This is a genomic window from Pseudomonas sp. H2_D02 (assembly GCF_054677635.1).
Genome location: NZ_CP162816.1, coordinates 1,791,544 through 1,809,891, shown reverse-complemented (window position 1 = coordinate 1,809,891; position 18,348 = coordinate 1,791,544). Strand labels below are relative to the sequence as shown.

Sequence of the window (18,348 nt, the reverse complement as noted above, 5' to 3'; positions counted from 1 at the left end):
GGAGCGAGCTTGCTCGCGATGGCAGTGATCAGCCAACATCAAAGTGGCTGACATTCCGCTATCGCGAGCAAGCTCGCTCCCACAGGGATATGGGGCTTGTTACTTACTCTGCCAACACCTGACCAATGGTCGGGTCCTTGAACAGACGGGTCAGGGCATCGCTCAACACGTCGCTGACCAGCTTGGTATTGGTGTCCTGGTTCGGCGCCATGCCAAAGCGCTGGTCCAGCGAAGCGCCGTAACGACCGCTGTAGCGACGGTTCGCGTTCTGCACGTCGGAGCGGAAGGTCGCGCCGATCGTTGCTTCGGTCACGTACATGCCTTCCTTGGGCGACTGGTATTTCAGCTCCGCCAGGGTCACGGTCAGTTGCGGCGCGTTCATGGCGTTCGCGGTCGGGGTGAAGCCCAGCAGGCGCACGGCCGCCTCGGCCTGGGCCTGCAACTTCGGCAGGATCTGCGCGCCCTGCACCGTGATCACGCTGGTTTCAGGGTACAACCCACCGCGGGTGCCGAGGGTCGGCGACGGACGACCGTCCACGACACGCACCACGACCGGCTGGCCACGGCCCACCGGCGCCAATTGGGCGTTGAGCTTGGGTTCCGGGTTAAGTTGCTGCGGGCTGTGGGCACAGCCGACGAGGGTCAGACTGGTCACGGCGATCAAACCGAACAACAGGCGTTGCAACATGCTCTTCTCTCCAGAATCGGGCACAAACAGGCCGGCAGTATAGCGGTGCGCCATCGCGGCGAACCAGCGTCGCAGCATGAATACCGAGATGTCTGACAAGGGCCACCGTGGGCGGTTCCTGTCACCCCGTTGTCACCTTCCTTAAACCAGCATGTCATGGCCGGCTGTCAGGCTGTCCACAAGTTCCCTCGACACGGTATCCGACCATGCGTTTTCTGATCGATCTGTTTACCCCCCGTCCCCATCATCGCTGCTTTGCCCTGCTGGACCGCGCCGGTCGCTGCCAGGCGTTCAAGCAATGCAGCTTGCAACCCATGGGCGAAGGCTGGGTGGAAATCGAAGAGATCCGCCTCAACTGGCTGCACCAGCCCCTGCCCGTCGAAGCGCGAGTGCAACCGCCCCGCGCACGCGCCCGTAGCCGGCAACTGTTGGCCGTCTGACCGGAAGGCTAATAAAAGTCATAAAACACGACCATTTCCACGCGTTTCTTCGTTACAATCTCCCCCCGATTATAAGGACGTCTCCTGATCGGGCCTCGCAACATCGCTGATGCGCTTGTATTGGCACTTCGCACCGCCCACAGAGAGCCGCCCACACAGATCGAGTGAAGCTGGCGCGCTTGCTGTTCCCGGGCAAAATCTCCGCTTTTCACGAATCTGCAGAGCTGTCATTACGCTCGGTCACTGAGCTGTCTGCCCGTTTTGCCTGTCATGTACTCCATGGGGGCAACCAAACCGGGCGCGGTGCCAGGCTGGGACAGCCCTTTTTTGAGGTTCACGTCTTCAAAAGAGCGTGAAAAAACGGGTTTTCACAACTTCACAAGAGTGTGGCGAGCAAATGAAGAGTTTTGCGTCTGAACAAGCACCATTAGCGTCTGGAACAGCCCAACGACACAGGACCGGATATCGCTCAAGAACCGGCGCCTGAAGCCTGTCCGCTACGGATTTGGTTGCACGAACGGATGTCTCGGCCATAAGTCGAATTGCCGGTGCGGCGCTTAAATGAGTTCATGTGACTCTTGAGGCCGTGCTGCATGCATCCGCAGTGTTGCGAAAAATTGCGAAGATTCGGACATGGCGATTCCTGGCCGTGGATTCCTGGGGCGCAACTGACTTGCCCCGCTTCCTGGCCGCTATGCCGACAATTTGGTGCTGCAGATTTTTGGAGACGCGTTAAATGGCGCATAACGAAGCAGTCGATGTAGTTCTGGTAGGGGCCGGCATCATGAGTGCCACCCTGGCCGTGCTGCTCAAGGAGCTCGACCCCGCGATCTCGCTGGAAGTCGTCGAGCTGATGGATTCCGGTGCCGCGGAGAGTTCCAATCCCTGGAACAACGCCGGTACCGGCCACGCCGGGCTGTGTGAGCTGAACTACACGCCCCAGGCCGCCGACGGCACCGTCGACATCAAGAAAGCCGTGCACATCAACACCCAGTTCGAAGTGTCGAAGCAGTTCTGGACGTACCTGACCAGGAAGGGCACGTTCGGCTCGTCGAAATCCTTCATCGCCCCCGTGCCGCACTTGAGCTTCGTGCAGGGCGAGAAAGGCGTGGAGTTTTTGAAGAAGCGCTTCGAACTGATGCGCCAGCATCACGCCTTCGCCGACATGGAATACACCGAAGACAAGGGCCAGATGGCCGAGTGGATGCCGCTGATGATGCCAGGCCGGCCGGCTGACGAAGTTGTCGCCGCCACCCGCGTCATGAACGGTACCGACGTCAACTTCGGCGCCTTGACCAACCAGTTGCTCAAGCACCTGGGCAGTGCGCCGGACACCCAGATCAAATACTGCAAGCGCGTCACCGGCCTCAAGCGCAACGGTGATGGCTGGACCGTGAGCATCAAGGACGTCAATTCCGGCAATACCCGGGAAGTCGACGCCAAGTTCGTCTTCCTCGGTGCAGGTGGCGCCGCGTTACCACTGCTGCAAGCCTCAGGCATCGAAGAGAGCAAGGGCTTCGGCGGCTTTCCGGTCAGCGGCCAGTGGCTGCGTTGCGACAACCCGGAAGTGGTCAAGCACCACCAGGCCAAGGTCTACAGCCAGGCCGCCGTGGGCTCGCCGCCAATGTCGGTGCCGCACCTGGACACCCGCGTGGTCGACGGCAAGAAGTCCCTGCTGTTCGGGCCATACGCCGGTTTCACCACCAAGTTCCTCAAGCACGGCTCGATCATGGACTTGCCGTTGTCGGTACGCGCCGGCAACATCGGCCCGATGCTGGCCGTGGCCCGGGACAACATGGACCTGACCAAGTACCTGATCAGCGAAGTGATGCAGTCCATGGAACAGCGCCTGGAATCCTTGCGCCGCTTCTACCCCGAGGCGAAAGCCGAAGACTGGCGCCTGGAAGTGGCCGGCCAACGGGTGCAGATCATCAAGAAAGACCCGAAGAAAGGCGGCATCCTGCAATTCGGCACCGAGCTGGTGGCGGCCAAGGACGGCAGCCTCGCCGCCTTGCTCGGCGCTTCGCCAGGTGCTTCGGTAACCGTGTCGATCATGCTGGAACTGATCGAGCGTTGCTTCCCGGAAAAAACCAAGGGCGAGTGGGCCACCAAGCTTGCGGAAATCTTCCCGGCCCGGGAAAAAGTGCTGGAAACCGACGCGGCGCTGTATCGCAAGATCAATGCGCAGAACAACATCGCGCTGGAGTTGGTTGAAGAAAGCAGCGAGACCCAAAGCTACGCTTGATTCGATCGGCTAAAAAAACGCCCCGTTCTCCATGAGAGCGGGGCGTTTTTTTTTGGACCTCGTGGCGAGGGAGCTTGCTCCCGCTGGCCTGCGAAGCAGGCCCCTGAATCAATCAGCCACGCGCCTTCTCGATCAATTCAATGTATTCCTGGGCATTGCGCTGATCGCGAACCAGCGTCACGAAATCATTGCCATGTTCGTCCTTGCCGTTAAGGTCGTAGCCCGCCTCGGCAAAAAACACCAGGAAGCGCTCGAAATCATCGACACGCAGCCCACGGTAGGCCTTGATCAGTTTGTGCAGCGACGGCGACGTGGCATCGATCGGTTCAAAATTGAGGAACAGCTTGATCTGTTCATCGCCAATCTCGTCACCAATCACCTGTTTCTTGTCTTTACGCATTGCCGGCTCCAGCTCGCACAGTTCACGGGGCGGGCAGTTTACCCCCTGCCGGGCGTCGCGGCTCAACGCGGGCGTGCGGTGCCGGTGTGCAGGTCGGCCCAGATGTGACCGTTGGCGTAGCTGAGAAACTGCACGTAGACCGTGTCGTTGCGCAGCAGATCGATGACGACTCGGTACTGGGCCTGTGGATAAGACAGGGTCAGGGTCTTGCTTGCCTCGTCGAACACCGGTTTCTTCAGGCTTTTGCTTTCGCCATCGAAATTGAGGATGACCTGGTTGATGGTCGCGCCCTTGTTCAGGGGTTTGCCTTTGAGCCGCACCATCAAGGGCGAGGTGACCGGGATCGGTTGTTGATTGGACGGTCGCTGGTTGCCCAGCACCACCGAATACTCCGTGACTTGCAGCAACTGCTGCTGTTCGGGCTGTTCCTGGCGCGCCACCAGGTCATCGGAGGGCAGGAACTGGCTGTGCATCGGCGCAGCCATGGCTGTCATGGGCAGGCTGGCTATCAATAGCAGAGTGGCGCAGCGGTGGATCGATACACGCATGACAGGCTCCAGAGACTTGGCTGGGCACGCTAGCATCCGTGGAAAAAATAAGCGACCCGGGTCAATACATCCAGGTGTCTGGCGCGGCATACTCAGAGGGCAATCTGCGTGACCTCACCTGTGGCGAGGGAGCTTGCTCCCGCGGGGACGGTCCGACGCTTCGGGCGCAGCCGCCCCAAATAGGCCAACGCAACCATCCAGACGGAACGCGTCTGCCGATTTTACGACGGCTTCGCCGCCGAGCGGGAGCAAGCTCCCTCGCCACGGGGAAATATGTCTGCAGGTCCAGGCGTTTCACTCCGTTCAATTTCGTGTGGAGTCTCCATGTCCTTCTCCGCCCCACCGCTGTTTGCCGCCTGGCGCCAAGCCTGGCGTGCCGGTTACACCCTTGAACGCCTGCGCGGCGATCTGGTGGCCGGGCTCACCGTGGGCATCATCGCCATCCCCCTGGCCATGGCACTGGCCATCGCCGTTGGCGTCCCGCCCCAGCATGGCCTGTACACGGTGCTGGTGGCGGCGCCACTGATCGCCCTGACCGGCGGCTCGCGTTTCAACGTGAGTGGGCCGACGGCTGCCTTTGTCGTCATCCTGCTGCCCATCACCCAGCAATACGGATTGGGCGGCCTGCTGCTGTGCACGATGCTCGCCGGCTTGATCCTGATCGCCCTGGGATTGATGCGCGCCGGGCGGCTGATCCAATACATCCCCTATCCCGTGATCCTCGGTTTCACTGCCGGGATCGGCGTCGTGATCGCCACGCTGCAACTCAAGGACCTGTTGGGACTGACCACCGCAGGCCACGCCAAGCACTACATCGAACAGCTCGGCGAGCTGGTCGTCGCGTTGCCCAGCGCCCATCTTGGCGACGGCATCATCGGCGTCGCGTGCCTGGCCGTGCTGATTGCCTGGCCGCGCTGGGTACCACGGGTTCCCGGGCACCTGGTGGCCTTGCTCGTGGGCGCGCTGCTGGGGCTGGCGATGGAGCGTGGCGGATGGCCGATCGCAACATTGGGCGAGCGCTTCAGCTATGTCGTCGATGGCATCGCCTATCCCGGCATCCCGCCTTTCCTGCCGAGCTTCGACTGGCCGTGGAACCTGTCGGACAGCCAAGGTCATGGGCTGGTGCTTTCCTATGACCTGTTCCGCCAATTGCTGGGGCCGGCGTTTGCCATCGCCATGCTCGGTGCCATCGAATCATTGTTGTGCGCGGTAGTGGCGGACGGCATGACCGGCAGCAAACATGACCCGAACGCCGAGCTGATGGGCCAGGGCCTGGGCAATCTGGTTGCGCCGCTGTTCGGCGGCATCACCGCCACCGCCGCCATCGCCCGTAGCGCCACCAACGTGCGCAGCGGCGCGACCTCACCGCTGGCGGCGATCATCCACAGCCTGGTGGTATTGGTGGCGATTGTGCTGCTGGCACCGCTGTTCAGCTACTTGCCCATGGCCGCGCTGGCGGCATTGCTGGTGATGGTGGCCTGGAACATGAGCGAGGCCGGGCATGTGCTGCACACGCTGCGTATAGCGCCGCGCAGCGATGTGCTGGTCCTGTTGACCTGCCTGAGCCTGACCGTGCTGTTCGACATGGTGATGGCCGTCGCCGTCGGCCTGTTGCTGGCGGCCGGACTGTTTATCAAGCGCATGAGCGAACTGACCGACAGCGCCGAGCTGCCGCGCCATGTCCATAAAGCCTTGCTGGACATGCCCGAGCATGTTCGCTGCTATGCCATTCGCGGGCCGTTGTTCTTTGGCGCAGCGGAAAAAGCCCTGGACGTGCTGCGCAAGTTCGACCCGGGTGTTCGGGTGGTGGTCGTGGAAATGAGCGCCGTACCGATGCTGGACATGACCGCCCTGGCCGCGTTTGAAAATATCCTGAGGGATTACCGCAAGCAGGGCATCGGCCTGATCCTGGTCGCGACCGCGCCGAGGGTACGCCTGAAACTGCGCCGCGCTGGGATACACCGCGAGCAGCGTCAATTGGCGTATGTGCAGACCTTGGAACAGGCGCGGGTCAAGAGCGAGCATTGGTTGGCCAGTCACACAGCCCACTGAAGACGCGCCTGACCTGTGGCGAGGGGATTTATCCCCTCGCCACAAAAGACTCCTCACCACAGGTCGATCAATCGAACTGAGCGCGCATCCAAGCGTGGTATTGCGCCACGCCGGGCTCGCCTTCGCGAGGTGCCCAATGGGCCAGTTCGCCCTCGCCCACTGGCCGATAAGGGCCCGCCTTGCATTCGAACATCAGGCTGTCGGCTTCGAGTACCACCAGGCCGTGGTAGACGCCAGCCGGCAAGTCGACACCGAGGCAAGCGCCGCCAGCCTGCAGGATTCGCTTGTCGAGCACCGTACCGGTTTCGTCGAAGATCAACACACCGAGCCGGCCCTTGAGCACAAGCAAGGTCTCAGCCTTGTCGGCGCTCAAATGGCGATGTGGCGGGATGTAGGTCGACGGCTGCAAGCCCACCGCCATGCGATGGCAAGGCTCGTCCATCTGGTGGAAGTTGTGATGCTGCCGCCCGCGTGGGCTGGCCGCGGCTTTCCCGGCCAGTTCATCGAACAGGGCTTGATCCAGGAACGCCGGCCCAGTCATCTATTACATCCCCTTGACCGCAAAGATACCGTTGGCGTTGCGCCAGTAGCCTTTGTAGTCCATGCCATAGCCAAAGATGTATCGGTCGATGCACGGCAAACCGACGAAGTCGGCCTTCAGGTCCGGACGAGCCTTGCGGTCGTGATCCTTGTCGATCAGCACGGCGGTGTGCACCGCGCGGGCGCTAGGCGTGTTTGCAGAAATCGATGATCGCGCCCAGGGTATGACCTTCGTCGAGGATGTCGTCGATGATCAGTACGTCGCGGTCGATGAACGAGACTTCCGGCTTGGCTTTCCAGAACAGGTCGCCGCCGCTGGTTTCGTTGCGATAACGGGTCGCGTGCAGGTAGGACGCTTCCAGCGGGAAGTTCAGATAGGTCAGCAGCTTGCCGGAGAAAATCAGCCCGCCGTTCATCACGCAGAACACGACCGGATTGCTTTCGGCCAACTGATCGTTGATTTGCGCACCGACACGGGCGATGGCCGCTTCGACTTCAGCTTCGGTGTACAGGCAGTCAGCCTCTCGCATGACTTGACGGATATGCTCGAGATCAGCGGACATGGCGCTCTCCAGGGGTGGCAGTTCGGAAAAGCCGGAAAAGGTACGCATCCCGCCCGGCCAGATCAAGCATTTGTGGACTAACGTTCTGTATTGTCTATAGGACAACACCCTCGGATAGATTAATCTAGGCCGGTTTTTTTGCCCGCCGCCGGAGCCTTCCCCATGCCCATCCTCGAGATCCGCCATCCGCTGATCAGACATAAACTCGGCCTGATGCGCCGCGCCGACATCAGCACGAAGAACTTTCGCGAACTCGCCCAGGAAGTCGGTGCCCTGCTCACCTACGAAGCCACCAAGGACCTGCCGCTGGAGTCCTATGAAATCGACGGCTGGGCCGGTACGGTCCAGGTCGAGAAAATCGCCGGCAAGAAAATCACCGTGGTACCGATCCTGCGCGCCGACATCGGCATGCTCGAAGGCGTGCTCAGCCTGATCCCGGGGGCCAAGGTCAGCGCCGTGGGCGTGGCTCGCAACGAGCAGACCCTGCAGGCCCATACCTACCTGGAAAAACTGGTGCCGGAAATCGACGAGCGCCTGGCGATGATCATCGACCCGATGCTCGCCACCGGCAGTTCGATGGTCGCCACCATCGACCTGCTGAAGAAAGCCGGTTGCCGGGACATTCGCGCGATGGTGCTGGTCGCCGCCCCCGAAGGCATCAAGGCCGTGGAAGATGCCCACCCGGACGTGACCATCTACACCGCGTCCATCGACCAGAAACTCAACGAACATGGCTACATCATTCCGGGCCTGGGCGATGCCGGCGACAAGATTTTCGGCACCAAGCAGAAGGACGCCTGAGCATGCAGGACGAGTTCAACGATCCGCTCTGGCGCCAGGTGCTGTCCGGCGCCCAGATGCTGTTCGTCGCCTTCGGCGCGCTGGTATTGATGCCGCTGATCACTGGGCTGGACCCGAACGTGGCGCTGTTCACCGCCGGCCTGGGAACGATCCTGTTCCAGGTCGTCACCGGACGCCAGGTGCCGGTGTTTCTCGCCTCGAGTTTTGCCTTCATCACGCCGATCATCCTTGCCAAGGGCCAGTTCGGCCTGGCAGCGACCATGGGCGGCGTGATGGCGGCCGGTTTCGTCTACACGTTCCTGGGCCTGGCGGTAAAGATCAAGGGCACCGGGTTCATCGACCGCCTGTTGCCGCCAGTGGTGATCGGGCCGGTGATCATTTCCATCGGCCTGGCCATGGCGCCGATTGCCGCCAACATGGCGATGGGCAAGGCCGGCGATGGCACTGAGCTGATTCATTATCAGACCGCGATGATGATTTCCATGCCGACGCTGCTCACCACCTTGATCGTAGCGGTGTTCGGCAAAGGCATTTTCCGCCTGGTGCCGATCATTTCCGGCGTGCTGGTGGGTTTTGCCATGGCATTTTTCTTCGGTGTCGTGGACACCGCAAAAATCGCCGCCGCGCCATGGTTCGCCCTGCCGGCGTTCACCGCACCGGAGTTCAACTGGCAGGCAATCCTGTTCATCGTGCCGGTCGCCCTGGCGCCGGCCATCGAGCACATCGGCGGTGTGATCGCCGTGGGCAGCGTGACCGGTCGTGACTACCTGAAAAAACCCGGCCTGCATCGCACACTGCTCGGCGACGGCATTGCCACCACCGCCGCCGGCCTGTTCGGCGGCCCGCCCAACACCACCTACGCCGAAGTGACTGGCGCGGTGATGCTGACCAAGAACTACAACCCGAAGATCATGACCTGGGCGGCAATCTTTGCCATCAGCCTGGCGTTCATCGGCAAGTTCGGCGCGCTGCTGCAGAGCATCCCGGTACCGGTGATGGGCGGGATCCTGTGCCTGCTGTTCGGCTCGATCGCGGCGGTGGGCATGAACACGCTGATCCGCCACAAGATCGACTTGGGCGAAGCCCGCAACCTGGTGATCGTTTCAGTGACCTTGGTGTTCGGCATCGGCGGCGTGCTGGTGGGCACCGGCACCGGCCCGGACGACTTCGGTCTCAAGGGCATCGCGCTGTGCGCCGTGGTGGCGATCGCGTTGAACCTGTTGCTGCCGGGCAATGACGGTTGGAAGCAGAAGAAGGCGGATGAGCCGTTGATCTGACTCAGGCTTGAAGGCTTTTTTGACCCTTAAATAGCCATCGCGAGCAAGCTCGCTCCCACAGTGGATCTCGAGTGGTCACAAAATTTGTGTACACCGCAGGCCCATGTGGGAGCGAGCTTGCTCGCGATGAGGCCCTAGAACCTCACAAAGCTATCGGCGCCCGCTCGCAGAGAGTACTCAACGCCTGCGCCCACTGCGGATCGTCATTGAGACACGGCACCAACACCAACTCCTCCCCTCCCGCTTCGCGAAACTGTTCACGGCCACGGTCGCCGATTTCCTCCAGCGTCTCGATGCAATCGGCGACGAACGCCGGGCACATCACGAGGACCTTCTTCACGCCGCTCTTGGCCAGTTCCTCCAGGCGCGCTTCAGTGTACGGTTCGATCCACTTGGCACGGCCCAGTCGCGACTGGAACGACACCGACCATTTTCCATCCGCCAGGCCCATGCGATGGGCAAACAGCTCGGCGGTGCGGATGCACTGGGCGCGGTAACACGTTGCCATGACTTCCGGCGGCGCGTTCTTGCAGCAGTCGGCATCCTTGAAACAGTGGAAACCCGTGGGATCGAGCTTGGTCAGGTGCCGTTCGGGCAGGCCATGGAAACTCAGCAGCAAGTGATCATGGTCCTGCATCAAGTACGGCTTGGCGCTGGCGACCAGCGCATCGAGGTATTCCGGCTGGTCGTAGAACGGCTGGAGAATCGAGAACTGCACATCGAGCTTCTTTTCGCGCACGACCCGCTTGGCCTCTTCAACCACTGTGGTCACGGTGCTTTCCGCGAATTGCGGATACAACGGCGCCAGCGTGATGTTCTTGTGGCCCTGGCTCGCCAGCCGTACCAGGGTGGATTCGAGGGAGGGCTCGCCATAACGCATCGCCAGTTCCACCGGGCCTTGAGTCCATTGACGGGTCATGGCTTGCTGCAAGCGCCGGCTGAGCACCACCAGCGGCGAGCCCTCCTCCCACCAGATCGACGCATAGGCATGGGCCGACTGCTCGGGGCGCTTGATCAGGATCAGCGACACCAGCAACCGACGCACCGGCCAAGGCAAGTCGATAACGTACGGATCCATCAGGAATTGATTGAGGTAGCGGCGCACATCGGCCACCGAGGTGGAGGCAGGCGAACCCAGATTCACCAGAAGCAACGCGTGATCGGTCATGCAACATCCTATTTCAAAGGCGACCCGACAAATCTTCCAGGGCCGCAGGCAAATCAGTGAACCGGAATGAAAAACCCGCCGCCTGTAATCGGGCCGGCGTGGCGCGCTGGCCGCCCAGCAATAGTAATGACAACTCACCCAACGTGACTTTCAGCGCCAGCTCTGGCATCGGCACCACCGCCGGCCGATGCAACACGTGCCCCAGGGCCTTGGCAAAATCGCGGTTGCGCACCGGGTTCGGCGCGCAGGCATTATAAGGACCGCTGCTGTCATCGCGGTGCAGAAGAAAATCAATCAGGGCGATTTGATCGTCGATATGAATCCACGGCATCCACTGCCGACCATCGCCGATACGCCCGCCCAGCGCCAGCTTGAAGGGCAACAACAGCCGCGACAAAAAGCCGCCCTCGGCAGACAGGACCAAGCCGGTGCGAACCAGCACCACACGCAGGCCCATGGCCTCGGCCCGCTGCGCGGTTTCTTCCCAGGCAATGCACAGCTGGCTGGCGAAGTCCTCGCTGACCGGCCCCGATTCCTCGGTCAACTCTCGCTCGCCGCCGTCGCCATACCAACCCACCGCGGAACCGGAAATCAGTACCTGCGGCTTCTGTTCGCAACGCTCCAACCATGCGAGCAAAACCTCGGTCAGCGTGACGCGGCTGCTCCACAGCAACATCTTGCGCTTATGACTCCAGGGGCGGTCGGCAATGGGCGCCCCCGCCAGGTTGACCACCGCGTCTACGGGCTCGCTGATCTCGTCGAGCTTGGCGACGCCGCGTACCTGCGCGCCGCAAATTTCAGCCACTTGTTCAGGTCGACGACTCCAGACCGTCAAGTGATGCCCCTGCTCCAACCAGTGCCGGCAGAGCTGCCGTCCGATCAAACCAGTACCGCCGGTCAGCAATATGTGCATGAGGTGTACCTCTCATCGCGTTTTACCCGGCCCATTAGTCTATTTTTATAGGTAGAGATTGTTCATATCGGACAGGCCCTGTTTCTAACAATAGGACAACCTGTCGAAACGCGAACGGTAAAACTTATACCAAAAATCAAAATTGTACAGGATTAAACGACGGCGTAGTCTGTACAGAAAGTTAAACGAGGCCCTCATGACTGTACCTATCGCAATCATCGGTACCGGCATCGCCGGGTTATCAGCCGCCCAGGCCCTGACGGAGGCCGGGCACGTCATCCAACTCTTCGACAAAAGCCACGGCAGCGGCGGTCGCATGTCGAGCAAGCGCAGTGACGCTGGCGCCCTGGACATGGGCGCACAATATTTCACCGCCCGCGATCGGCGCTTCGTCACGGAAGTCCAGCGCTGGCAAGCCAACGGCTGGGCGGCGGAGTGGAACCCGCAGCTTTATCATTATCAGGAGGGGCAAATGAGCCCCTCCCCCGACGAACAGACCCGCTGGGTCGGAACCCCTCGCATGAGCGCCATTACCCGCGCCCTGCTCGGCGAACTGCAGGTGCAATTCGCCTGCCGCATCACCGAGGTGTTTCGCGGCCAGGAACACTGGCACCTGCAGGACGCGGAAGGGTTCACCCATGGCCCCTTCGGCCAGGTGATCATCGCCACGCCGGCTGCCCCAGGCCACCGCGTTGCTGGCGGCCGTGCCGAAACTGGCCGGGGTCGCCGCCGGGGTAAAAATGGACCCTACCTGGGCCGTGGCGCTGGCCTTCGAACATCCCCTGGATACACCTATGGAAGGCTGCTTCGTACAAGACAGCCCCCTCGACTGGCTGGCGCGCAACCGCAGCAAACCGGGGCGCGACAGCAAGCTCGACACGTGGGTGCTGCACGCCACGAGTGACTGGAGCCGCCAGCACATCGACATGCCCAAGGAAGCGGTTATCGAACATTTGCACGGTGCCTTCGCCGAACTGTTGCACAGCGCGATGCCAGCGCCGAGCTTCAGCGTGGCCCATCGCTGGCTGTATGCGCGCCCTGCCGGCAGTCATGAATGGGGCGCACTGGCGGACGCGGACCTGGGTTTGTATGTGTGTGGCGACTGGTGCCTGTCCGGCCGGGTCGAAGGCGCCTGGCTCAGCGGCCAGGAGGCCGCTCGCCGCTTGCACGCCAGTCTTCAGTGAATCGTGTCATCCCGTACCGCTCGCTGCTGTCGCAAAAGACAGCAGCCCATCCCGCGCCAATGTGTCATGAACTCCGCTCGTTCAATTCGCGGTTGACTTGTGCCCGTTCGGACCTATGATGAAAATATTGTACAGAAAACAAAAACTGTACAAGATTAAGCCATCAGAGGTCGCCCATGCCCAGCGAAGCCCATGCCAAACCCAGAATTGCCATCAGCGCCTGCCTGATGGGCGCTGAAGTTCGCTTTAACGGCGGGCATAAACAATCGCCACTGTGCAGTCGCACGCTCACGGAATACTTCGATTTCGTCCCGGTGTGCCCCGAGGTCGCCATCGGCCTGGGCATTCCCCGCGAGCCGATTCGCCTGGTGGGCAACCCAGAGCATCCTGACGCGGTCGGCACGGTGAATCGCGACCTCGACGTGACGGGACCGTTGGCCGAATACGGACGGCAGATGGCCGGGGAGTTGGAGGGTATCTGTGGCTATATCTTCATGCAGAAATCCCCTTCCTGCGGGCTGGAACGGGTCAAGGTCTACGATCACAACGGCGTGCCCCAGGACGGCGGTGGACGAGGCATCTATGCCCAGGCTTTTTGCGAGCGTCATCCGGACCTGCCGGTGGAGGAAGATGGCCGCCTGAATGACCCGGTGCTGCGGGAGAATTTCCTGACGCGCGTGTTCGCCTATGCGGCCTGGCAACCGCTGCGCCAGCGAGGCCTGACCCGACGTGACCTCATCGAATTTCACTCGCGCTACAAATACCTGCTGATGGCCCACAACCCAGTGCAGTACAAGGCACTGGGCAATTTGTTGGGCAACATGGGCAAGGGCGATCCCGACGAATTGGGCGCACGTTATTTCAGCGCCTTGATGGCCGCCTTGAAAAAATGCGCTACCCGCCGTACCCACACCAACGTACTCCAGCACTTGAGCGGCTATCTCAAGCGCGCCATCGATGCCGATGACAAGCAGGAAGTGCAACACCTCATCGCGCAATATCGCCTCGGCATCGTGCCGCTGGTGGTACCGCTGACACTGCTCAAGCACCACCTGCGCCAGCACCCCGACCCTTATCTGGCGCAGCAGGTGTACCTGCAACCTCACCCGGAAAATCTCAGCTTGCGAAACGCCATTTGATGAACACGAAACCTGATTCAAGCGCCAGCGAAGACCTCGGCGTCGATTTTGCCGAGGCACTGGCGCAGGGCTGGCTTCCCATCCGCGAAGTGGCCCGGCAAACCGGCGTCAATGCCGTCACGCTGCGGGCCTGGGAGCGACGCTACGGCTTGATCGTGCCGCACCGCACCGCCAAGGGTCATCGCCTGTTCAATGCCGAGCATGTGCAGCGGATCCAGAGCATCCTCACCTGGATCAATCGCGGCGTGGCGGTGAGCAAGATCAAGCCGTTGCTCGAGACGCCGCAACCACCCGAAGAGCCCGTGCAGGACGAATGGCAACGCCAGCGCCATGCCTTGCTGCTGGCCGTGACACAACTGGCCGAGCGTCAGGTCGACGACCTGATCAACCAGGCGATGGCGCTGTATCCGCCGCGGACAGTCTGCGAACAGTTGTTGCTGCCCTTGCTGGCCGAGTTGCAAACGCGCTGGCAAGGCCAGTTCGGCGCGCAACTGGAGCAGGTGTTTTTCCACACTTGGCTGCGCAGCAAATTCGGCAGCCGGATTTATCACAACAACCGCCAGCTGCGTGGCGCGCCGTTGCTGCTGGTCAATCAATCGCAATCACATCAGGAACCCTGCTTGTGGCTCACCGCCTGGCTCGCCAGCAGCGCCGATTGCCCCGTGGAAATACTTGACGGGCCGCTGCCTGCCGGAGAGTTGGCCCTGGCGGTCGAACGCCTCAAGGTTCGCGCCGTGCTGGTGTATTCCAACCACGCCCTGGACCTGTCCCAACTGCCCAGGCTGCTGAATGCAATCGACTGCCCGATCATCATCGCCGGCCCGGCCGCGTCGATCCATCAAGCCAGGTTATCCACAGGCGTCTCGACGCTGGACGTGTCCTGGGCCGAAGACCCACTGGCCGCTTACCGCGAGCTGAGCCGCAGAGAACTCCTGTAGATGAAAGACCGCATGCAACTGATCTGGCTGCGCAGCGACTTGCGCCTGCACGACAACACCGCCCTGGCGGCAGCCGCAGCCGCGGGCCCCTGCGTGGCGGTGTACCTGATGAGCCCCGGGCAATGGCGCGCCCATGACGATGCTCCCTGCAAGATCGATTTCTGGCTGCGCAACCTCGCCTCGTTGAGTGCGGCGCTGAACACATTGAACATTCCGCTGCTGATTCGCCACGCTTCGCACTGGGACCAGGCGCCCCAGGTGCTGGCAACACTGTGTCGCGAATTGAATATCAGCGCCGTGCATGCCAACGAAGAATACGGCGTGAACGAAACCCGGCGTGATGGCGAGGTTGCTCGAACCCTGAAGGATCAAGGCGTGGCGTTCCACGGTTACCTTGATCAACTGCTGTTCCGGCCCGGCAGCGTCCTGACCAGGACCGGCAACTATTTCCAAGTGTTCAGCCAGTTTCGCAAGGTGTGCTACCAGCGCTTGAACCTTTCGCTACCCAATCTGGTTCCCGCGCCGACCGGACAAGCCCGCACGGCCATCGCCAGCGATCCGGTGCCCGCACACGTCGAAGGTTTCGCACCTCCCAGCGAGGCGCTACGTGCCCTCTGGCCTGCCGGCGAGAACGAGGCCCGACGGCGGCTGGACGCCTTTATCGATCAACACATCGATGAATACCAGCGAGAGCGCGACTTCCCCGCCCACCCCGGCACCAGCCAGCTTTCGGCCTATCTGGTGGCCGGCGTTGTTTCACCACGCCAGTGCCTGCACGCTGCGCTGCAAGCCAACCAGGGCGAATTCGAGAGCGGAAGTGCCGGTACCGTGGCCTGGATCAATGAATTGCTCTGGCGCGAGTTCTATAAACACATTCTTGTGGGCTATCCACGCGTGTCGCGCCATCGCGCGTTCCGCCCGGAAACCGAAGCGCTGGCCTGGCGCAAGGCTCCCGACGAATTGGAAGCCTGGCAGCAGGGCCGCACCGGCCTGCCGATTATCGACGCGGCCATGCGTCAATTATTGGAGACCGGCTGGATGCACAACCGCCTGCGGATGGTGGTCGCCATGTTCCTGACCAAGAATTTGCTGATCGACTGGCGCGAAGGCGAACGTTTTTTCATGCGCCACCTGATCGACGGGGACTTGGCCGCCAACAATGGCGGCTGGCAGTGGAGTGCTTCCACCGGCACGGATTCCGCGCCCTGGTTCCGCATCTTCAACCCCTTGAGCCAATCGGAAAAATTTGATCGCGAGGGACTATTTATCAAACGATGGATACCTGAACTGAACGATCTCGACGGGCTACGGGTCCATAGCCCAAATGCACAAGGCAATCTGTTTGACGCGGTGCAATACCATCGGCCGATCGTCGACCTGGCCGAATCCCGAGCACGTGCGCTGACAGCCTTCAGGAATCTGCCAGCGCGACAAGACATGGGATGACATGGATGGCCGATCACCGAACATGAAATTGTTGAAGACCGGATGCAATCAGTTGTGAAGGCTATGTAGTCTGACTAATCGAAGGGGCCATTAAAGGCATTGTGCAGGATGCACGGTCCAAGCCTGGTTCTTTCAAATCAAGGCTGTGCGCAAAAAGGGGAGAACGATGGCGCGAAAATATTGGCTGACCGGTGCCAGTAATGGATTGGGGGTTGCGTTGGCCGAAGCGATTCTTCAGGCCGGAGGGCAGTTGGCCGTGAGTTCCCGCGTCGCGCCCTCTTGCGAGACCCTTTCACAACAATTTCCCGGCCAGGTGCTGATGGTGCCGGGCAGCTTGACCGACAGCCAGACCGTTCGAGAGATTGGCCAGCGGCTTGCCCAGGAATGGGGAGCACTGGATACAGTGATCATCAATGCAGGCACGGCTGAATACGTTGCCGGCCAACCCACCGATAGCACACTGATTGAACACATCATTCGCAGCAATTTGCTTGCAGCGAGTTTCTGCATCGAGACGGCGCGTCCATTGTTACACCAGGGAGCCGAGCCGCATCTGGTGGGCATCACCAGCCCGGTCACTTACTTGCGACCCTCGCAAGCCGAGGGCGACGGCAACGCGATGCGCCAAGTATTCGAGTCAGTGCGTGCCGACCTGGCCTCCAAGGGGATCGACCTCACATTGGTCATCCCTGGCTTCGGCAATTCGGCGACAGGTGTCGATGAGGATTTTTCAGTGCTGGCCCGATGGACCGCTGAAACGGCAGCGAGCCACATACTGACGCAATTGGAGGAACGCCCCCACGAGATGGCCTTGCCTGCTGCCTCCCTGACGAAGCTCTGGCCGTTACCGTCATCAAGCGACCCCACCCAAGGCGACATCGCCGCCTGCCAAAAAGCAGGACAATCCCCGATCAAGGGACAACCCTGATCGGCCCGGTTGCCTTACACTGCGCCCCATGAAAACCATCCCTCTCGTTGAACTCCCCGCGCCGGTCGTCACCTGCTCGACCTGCGCGGCGTGCTGCTGCCAGCTCGAAGTCATGCTCATCACCGACACCGGCGTTCCCGAGCGGTTTATCGACACCGACGATTGGGGAGGGGAAGTCATGCTGCGGCTCGACGATGGCTGGTGCGCAGCGCTGGATCGCGACAGCATGATGTGCACGATCTACGAGAGGCGTCCGCTGATTTGCAGGGAATTCGAAATGGGTGCGCCGGAATGCCTGGAGGAGCGACAGGGCATTGCGACGGCGTATCGGTAGGAAATCCGCGTTTATTGGGGGAGTGGGCTTGCTCGCGAAAGCGGCGGTTCAGCCAGCATTGATGTGACTGACACTACGCATTCGCGAGCAAGCCCGCCCCCACAGGATCGAGTGTTACAACGGCATCGTGTAGTGCAGCGCGTAGCTTTCCACACCGTCGTTGGTCGACTTGATGCCGGCGTTGGAGTAATGAGTGGCGCGGATGCCCACTTCATGCCCACCCTTGAAGCGCAGGCCGAAACCGATGCGATCCTCGAACTGGAACGCCGTGCCCAGCTTGTTGCTTTCCACTTCGGTGTTTTCAAACAACGCAACGCCCACGCCCGCCTCGATATAAGGCTTCACATTCTGACCGGCAAATTCGTACACAAATACCGGCGAAAACGACAAGCTATGGTTGCTGGAGGTCTCATCCCCCTCCCAGTACGTGTAGGCACCGCTCCAGTAACCGGTCAGGCGCCCCACGTCGCTCTGCAACCAACTTTTGTCCCAATCGAATTGCATGCCCAGGCGGTAGGTCATGGTCGAGTCGCCAGTCTGGCCTACCCCGAACTCGACGCCCGCTGCCTGCGCGGTGTAAGTGTGCCCCAGCAATGCAGCCGCAAACGCGGCAAAGCAGAATAAGCGCTTCATTAGAAACATCCTTTTCCGACAGCCTAGTTAGTTTTTTCTTACAACAGACAGAGCTATAGAAATCGGCGCCAAAACAGAAGTTCAGCTCGATTTACACAATTTTCACGTTTT

The 18,348-nt window shown here is 61.1% G+C and carries 17 protein-coding genes and 2 pseudogenes; 11 read left to right on the top strand and 8 right to left on the bottom strand.

Features of this window, described 5'->3' with window-relative positions; all coding sequences use genetic code 11:
- Positions 1-103 precede the first annotated feature (103 nt).
- On the bottom strand, positions 104-688 hold the full coding sequence (locus AB4N42_RS08290) for a YajG family lipoprotein (protein WP_030138601.1): 585 nt from the start codon (positions 686-688) through the stop codon (positions 104-106).
- Between the two features lie 206 nt (positions 689-894).
- Here AB4N42_RS08290 and AB4N42_RS08285 point away from each other — a divergent pair, with 206 nt between their 5' ends.
- Both AB4N42_RS08285 and mqo read left to right on the top strand, forming a co-directional pair.
- Positions 895-1,128 (top strand): hypothetical protein, encoded by a 234-nt coding sequence (locus tag AB4N42_RS08285; protein ID WP_030138600.1) that lies wholly within the window; start codon positions 895-897, stop codon positions 1,126-1,128.
- A 736-nt stretch (positions 1,129-1,864) separates the two neighbouring features.
- Positions 1,865-3,373: a malate dehydrogenase (quinone) gene (mqo, locus tag AB4N42_RS08280; protein WP_258648256.1), complete on the top strand. Its 1,509-nt coding sequence runs from the start codon at positions 1,865-1,867 to the stop codon at positions 3,371-3,373.
- Between the two features lie 112 nt (positions 3,374-3,485).
- Here mqo and AB4N42_RS08275 read toward each other — a convergent pair whose 3' ends face one another.
- Positions 3,486-3,773 (bottom strand): PA4642 family protein, encoded by a 288-nt coding sequence (locus AB4N42_RS08275; RefSeq protein ID WP_030138598.1) that lies wholly within the window; start codon positions 3,771-3,773, stop codon positions 3,486-3,488.
- 62 nt (positions 3,774-3,835) lie between these two features.
- Positions 3,836-4,321 (bottom strand): hypothetical protein, encoded by a 486-nt coding sequence (locus AB4N42_RS08270; RefSeq protein ID WP_460116075.1) that lies wholly within the window; start codon positions 4,319-4,321, stop codon positions 3,836-3,838.
- A gap of 324 nt (positions 4,322-4,645) precedes the next feature.
- On the opposite strand from AB4N42_RS08270, the gene dauA reads away from it, so the two are divergent.
- Positions 4,646-6,373: a C4-dicarboxylic acid transporter DauA gene (gene dauA / locus AB4N42_RS08265; RefSeq protein WP_460116074.1), complete on the top strand. Its 1,728-nt coding sequence runs from the start codon at positions 4,646-4,648 to the stop codon at positions 6,371-6,373.
- 67 nt (positions 6,374-6,440) lie between these two features.
- Here the strand turns inward: dauA and AB4N42_RS08260 are convergent, their stop codons facing one another.
- Together AB4N42_RS08260 and AB4N42_RS08255 are read right to left on the bottom strand one after the other, a co-directional pair.
- A complete protein-coding gene (locus AB4N42_RS08260; protein ID WP_181287868.1) occupies positions 6,441-6,914 on the bottom strand; it encodes a WbuC family cupin fold metalloprotein in 474 nt (157 codons plus the stop codon).
- Positions 6,915-6,917: 3 nt separating this feature from the next.
- Positions 6,918-7,476 (bottom strand): annotated as a pseudogene (locus tag AB4N42_RS08255) (hypoxanthine-guanine phosphoribosyltransferase).
- A gap of 162 nt (positions 7,477-7,638) precedes the next feature.
- Here AB4N42_RS08255 and upp point away from each other — a divergent pair.
- Positions 7,639-8,277: a uracil phosphoribosyltransferase gene (gene upp, locus AB4N42_RS08250; protein WP_460116073.1), complete on the top strand. Its 639-nt coding sequence runs from the start codon at positions 7,639-7,641 to the stop codon at positions 8,275-8,277.
- A 2-nt stretch (positions 8,278-8,279) separates the two neighbouring features.
- Positions 8,280-9,554 (top strand): uracil-xanthine permease family protein, encoded by a 1,275-nt coding sequence (locus AB4N42_RS08245; protein WP_460116072.1) that lies wholly within the window; start codon positions 8,280-8,282, stop codon positions 9,552-9,554.
- A gap of 142 nt (positions 9,555-9,696) precedes the next feature.
- On the opposite strand, the gene hemH is transcribed toward AB4N42_RS08245, so the two are convergent.
- Together hemH and AB4N42_RS08235 are read right to left on the bottom strand one after the other, a co-directional pair.
- A complete protein-coding gene (hemH, locus tag AB4N42_RS08240; RefSeq protein WP_030138592.1) occupies positions 9,697-10,722 on the bottom strand; it encodes a ferrochelatase in 1,026 nt (341 codons plus the stop codon).
- A gap of 13 nt (positions 10,723-10,735) precedes the next feature.
- Positions 10,736-11,635, bottom strand: coding sequence for a TIGR01777 family oxidoreductase (locus tag AB4N42_RS08235; protein WP_258648259.1), 900 nt, complete (start codon positions 11,633-11,635; stop codon positions 10,736-10,738).
- Positions 11,636-11,831: 196 nt separating this feature from the next.
- On the opposite strand from AB4N42_RS08235, the pseudogene AB4N42_RS08230 reads away from it, so the two are divergent.
- The 6 genes and pseudogenes from AB4N42_RS08230 (at position 11,832) to AB4N42_RS08205 (ending at position 17,604) form a co-directional block, all read left to right on the top strand.
- Positions 11,832-12,819, top strand: a pseudogene (locus AB4N42_RS08230) (NAD(P)/FAD-dependent oxidoreductase).
- 176 nt (positions 12,820-12,995) lie between these two features.
- Complete coding sequence (locus AB4N42_RS08225) at positions 12,996-13,958, top strand: YbgA family protein (protein ID WP_198796249.1); 963 nt, start codon at positions 12,996-12,998, stop codon at positions 13,956-13,958.
- Complete coding sequence (locus AB4N42_RS08220; RefSeq protein ID WP_030138589.1) at positions 13,958-14,896, top strand: MerR family transcriptional regulator; 939 nt, start codon at positions 13,958-13,960, stop codon at positions 14,894-14,896. Before AB4N42_RS08225 ends, AB4N42_RS08220 begins: the two co-directional genes overlap by 1 nt.
- A gap of 12 nt (positions 14,897-14,908) precedes the next feature.
- On the top strand, positions 14,909-16,342 hold the full coding sequence (gene phrB / locus AB4N42_RS08215; protein WP_460116071.1) for a deoxyribodipyrimidine photo-lyase: 1,434 nt from the start codon (positions 14,909-14,911) through the stop codon (positions 16,340-16,342).
- A 166-nt stretch (positions 16,343-16,508) separates the two neighbouring features.
- Entirely contained in the window at positions 16,509-17,270 is a 762-nt protein-coding gene (locus AB4N42_RS08210) for an SDR family NAD(P)-dependent oxidoreductase (RefSeq protein WP_460116070.1), read from the top strand.
- A 28-nt stretch (positions 17,271-17,298) separates the two neighbouring features.
- Positions 17,299-17,604: a YkgJ family cysteine cluster protein gene (locus AB4N42_RS08205; RefSeq protein ID WP_258648260.1), complete on the top strand. Its 306-nt coding sequence runs from the start codon at positions 17,299-17,301 to the stop codon at positions 17,602-17,604.
- Positions 17,605-17,718: 114 nt separating this feature from the next.
- On the opposite strand, the gene AB4N42_RS08200 is transcribed toward AB4N42_RS08205, so the two are convergent.
- Complete coding sequence (locus AB4N42_RS08200; RefSeq protein WP_030138585.1) at positions 17,719-18,237, bottom strand: acyloxyacyl hydrolase; 519 nt, start codon at positions 18,235-18,237, stop codon at positions 17,719-17,721.
- Positions 18,238-18,348 lie beyond the last annotated feature (111 nt).

Coding starts and splice junctions, on each gene's coding strand:
- AB4N42_RS08290 (WP_030138601.1), bottom strand. CDS start 688: ATGTTGCAACGCCTGTTGTTCGGTTTGATCGCCGTGACCAGTCTGACC.
- AB4N42_RS08285 (WP_030138600.1), top strand. CDS start 895: ATGCGTTTTCTGATCGATCTGTTTACCCCCCGTCCCCATCATCGCTGC.
- mqo (WP_258648256.1), top strand. CDS start 1,865: ATGGCGCATAACGAAGCAGTCGATGTAGTTCTGGTAGGGGCCGGCATC.
- AB4N42_RS08275 (WP_030138598.1), bottom strand. CDS start 3,773: ATGCGTAAAGACAAGAAACAGGTGATTGGTGACGAGATTGGCGATGAA.
- AB4N42_RS08270 (WP_460116075.1), bottom strand. CDS start 4,321: ATGCGTGTATCGATCCACCGCTGCGCCACTCTGCTATTGATAGCCAGC.
- dauA (WP_460116074.1), top strand. CDS start 4,646: ATGTCCTTCTCCGCCCCACCGCTGTTTGCCGCCTGGCGCCAAGCCTGG.
- AB4N42_RS08260 (WP_181287868.1), bottom strand. CDS start 6,914: ATGACTGGGCCGGCGTTCCTGGATCAAGCCCTGTTCGATGAACTGGCC.
- upp (WP_460116073.1), top strand. CDS start 7,639: ATGCCCATCCTCGAGATCCGCCATCCGCTGATCAGACATAAACTCGGC.
- AB4N42_RS08245 (WP_460116072.1), top strand. CDS start 8,280: ATGCAGGACGAGTTCAACGATCCGCTCTGGCGCCAGGTGCTGTCCGGC.
- hemH (WP_030138592.1), bottom strand. CDS start 10,722: ATGACCGATCACGCGTTGCTTCTGGTGAATCTGGGTTCGCCTGCCTCC.
- AB4N42_RS08235 (WP_258648259.1), bottom strand. CDS start 11,635: ATGCACATATTGCTGACCGGCGGTACTGGTTTGATCGGACGGCAGCTC.
- AB4N42_RS08225 (WP_198796249.1), top strand. CDS start 12,996: ATGCCCAGCGAAGCCCATGCCAAACCCAGAATTGCCATCAGCGCCTGC.
- AB4N42_RS08220 (WP_030138589.1), top strand. CDS start 13,958: ATGAACACGAAACCTGATTCAAGCGCCAGCGAAGACCTCGGCGTCGAT.
- phrB (WP_460116071.1), top strand. CDS start 14,909: ATGCAACTGATCTGGCTGCGCAGCGACTTGCGCCTGCACGACAACACC.
- AB4N42_RS08210 (WP_460116070.1), top strand. CDS start 16,509: ATGGCGCGAAAATATTGGCTGACCGGTGCCAGTAATGGATTGGGGGTT.
- AB4N42_RS08205 (WP_258648260.1), top strand. CDS start 17,299: ATGAAAACCATCCCTCTCGTTGAACTCCCCGCGCCGGTCGTCACCTGC.
- AB4N42_RS08200 (WP_030138585.1), bottom strand. CDS start 18,237: ATGAAGCGCTTATTCTGCTTTGCCGCGTTTGCGGCTGCATTGCTGGGG.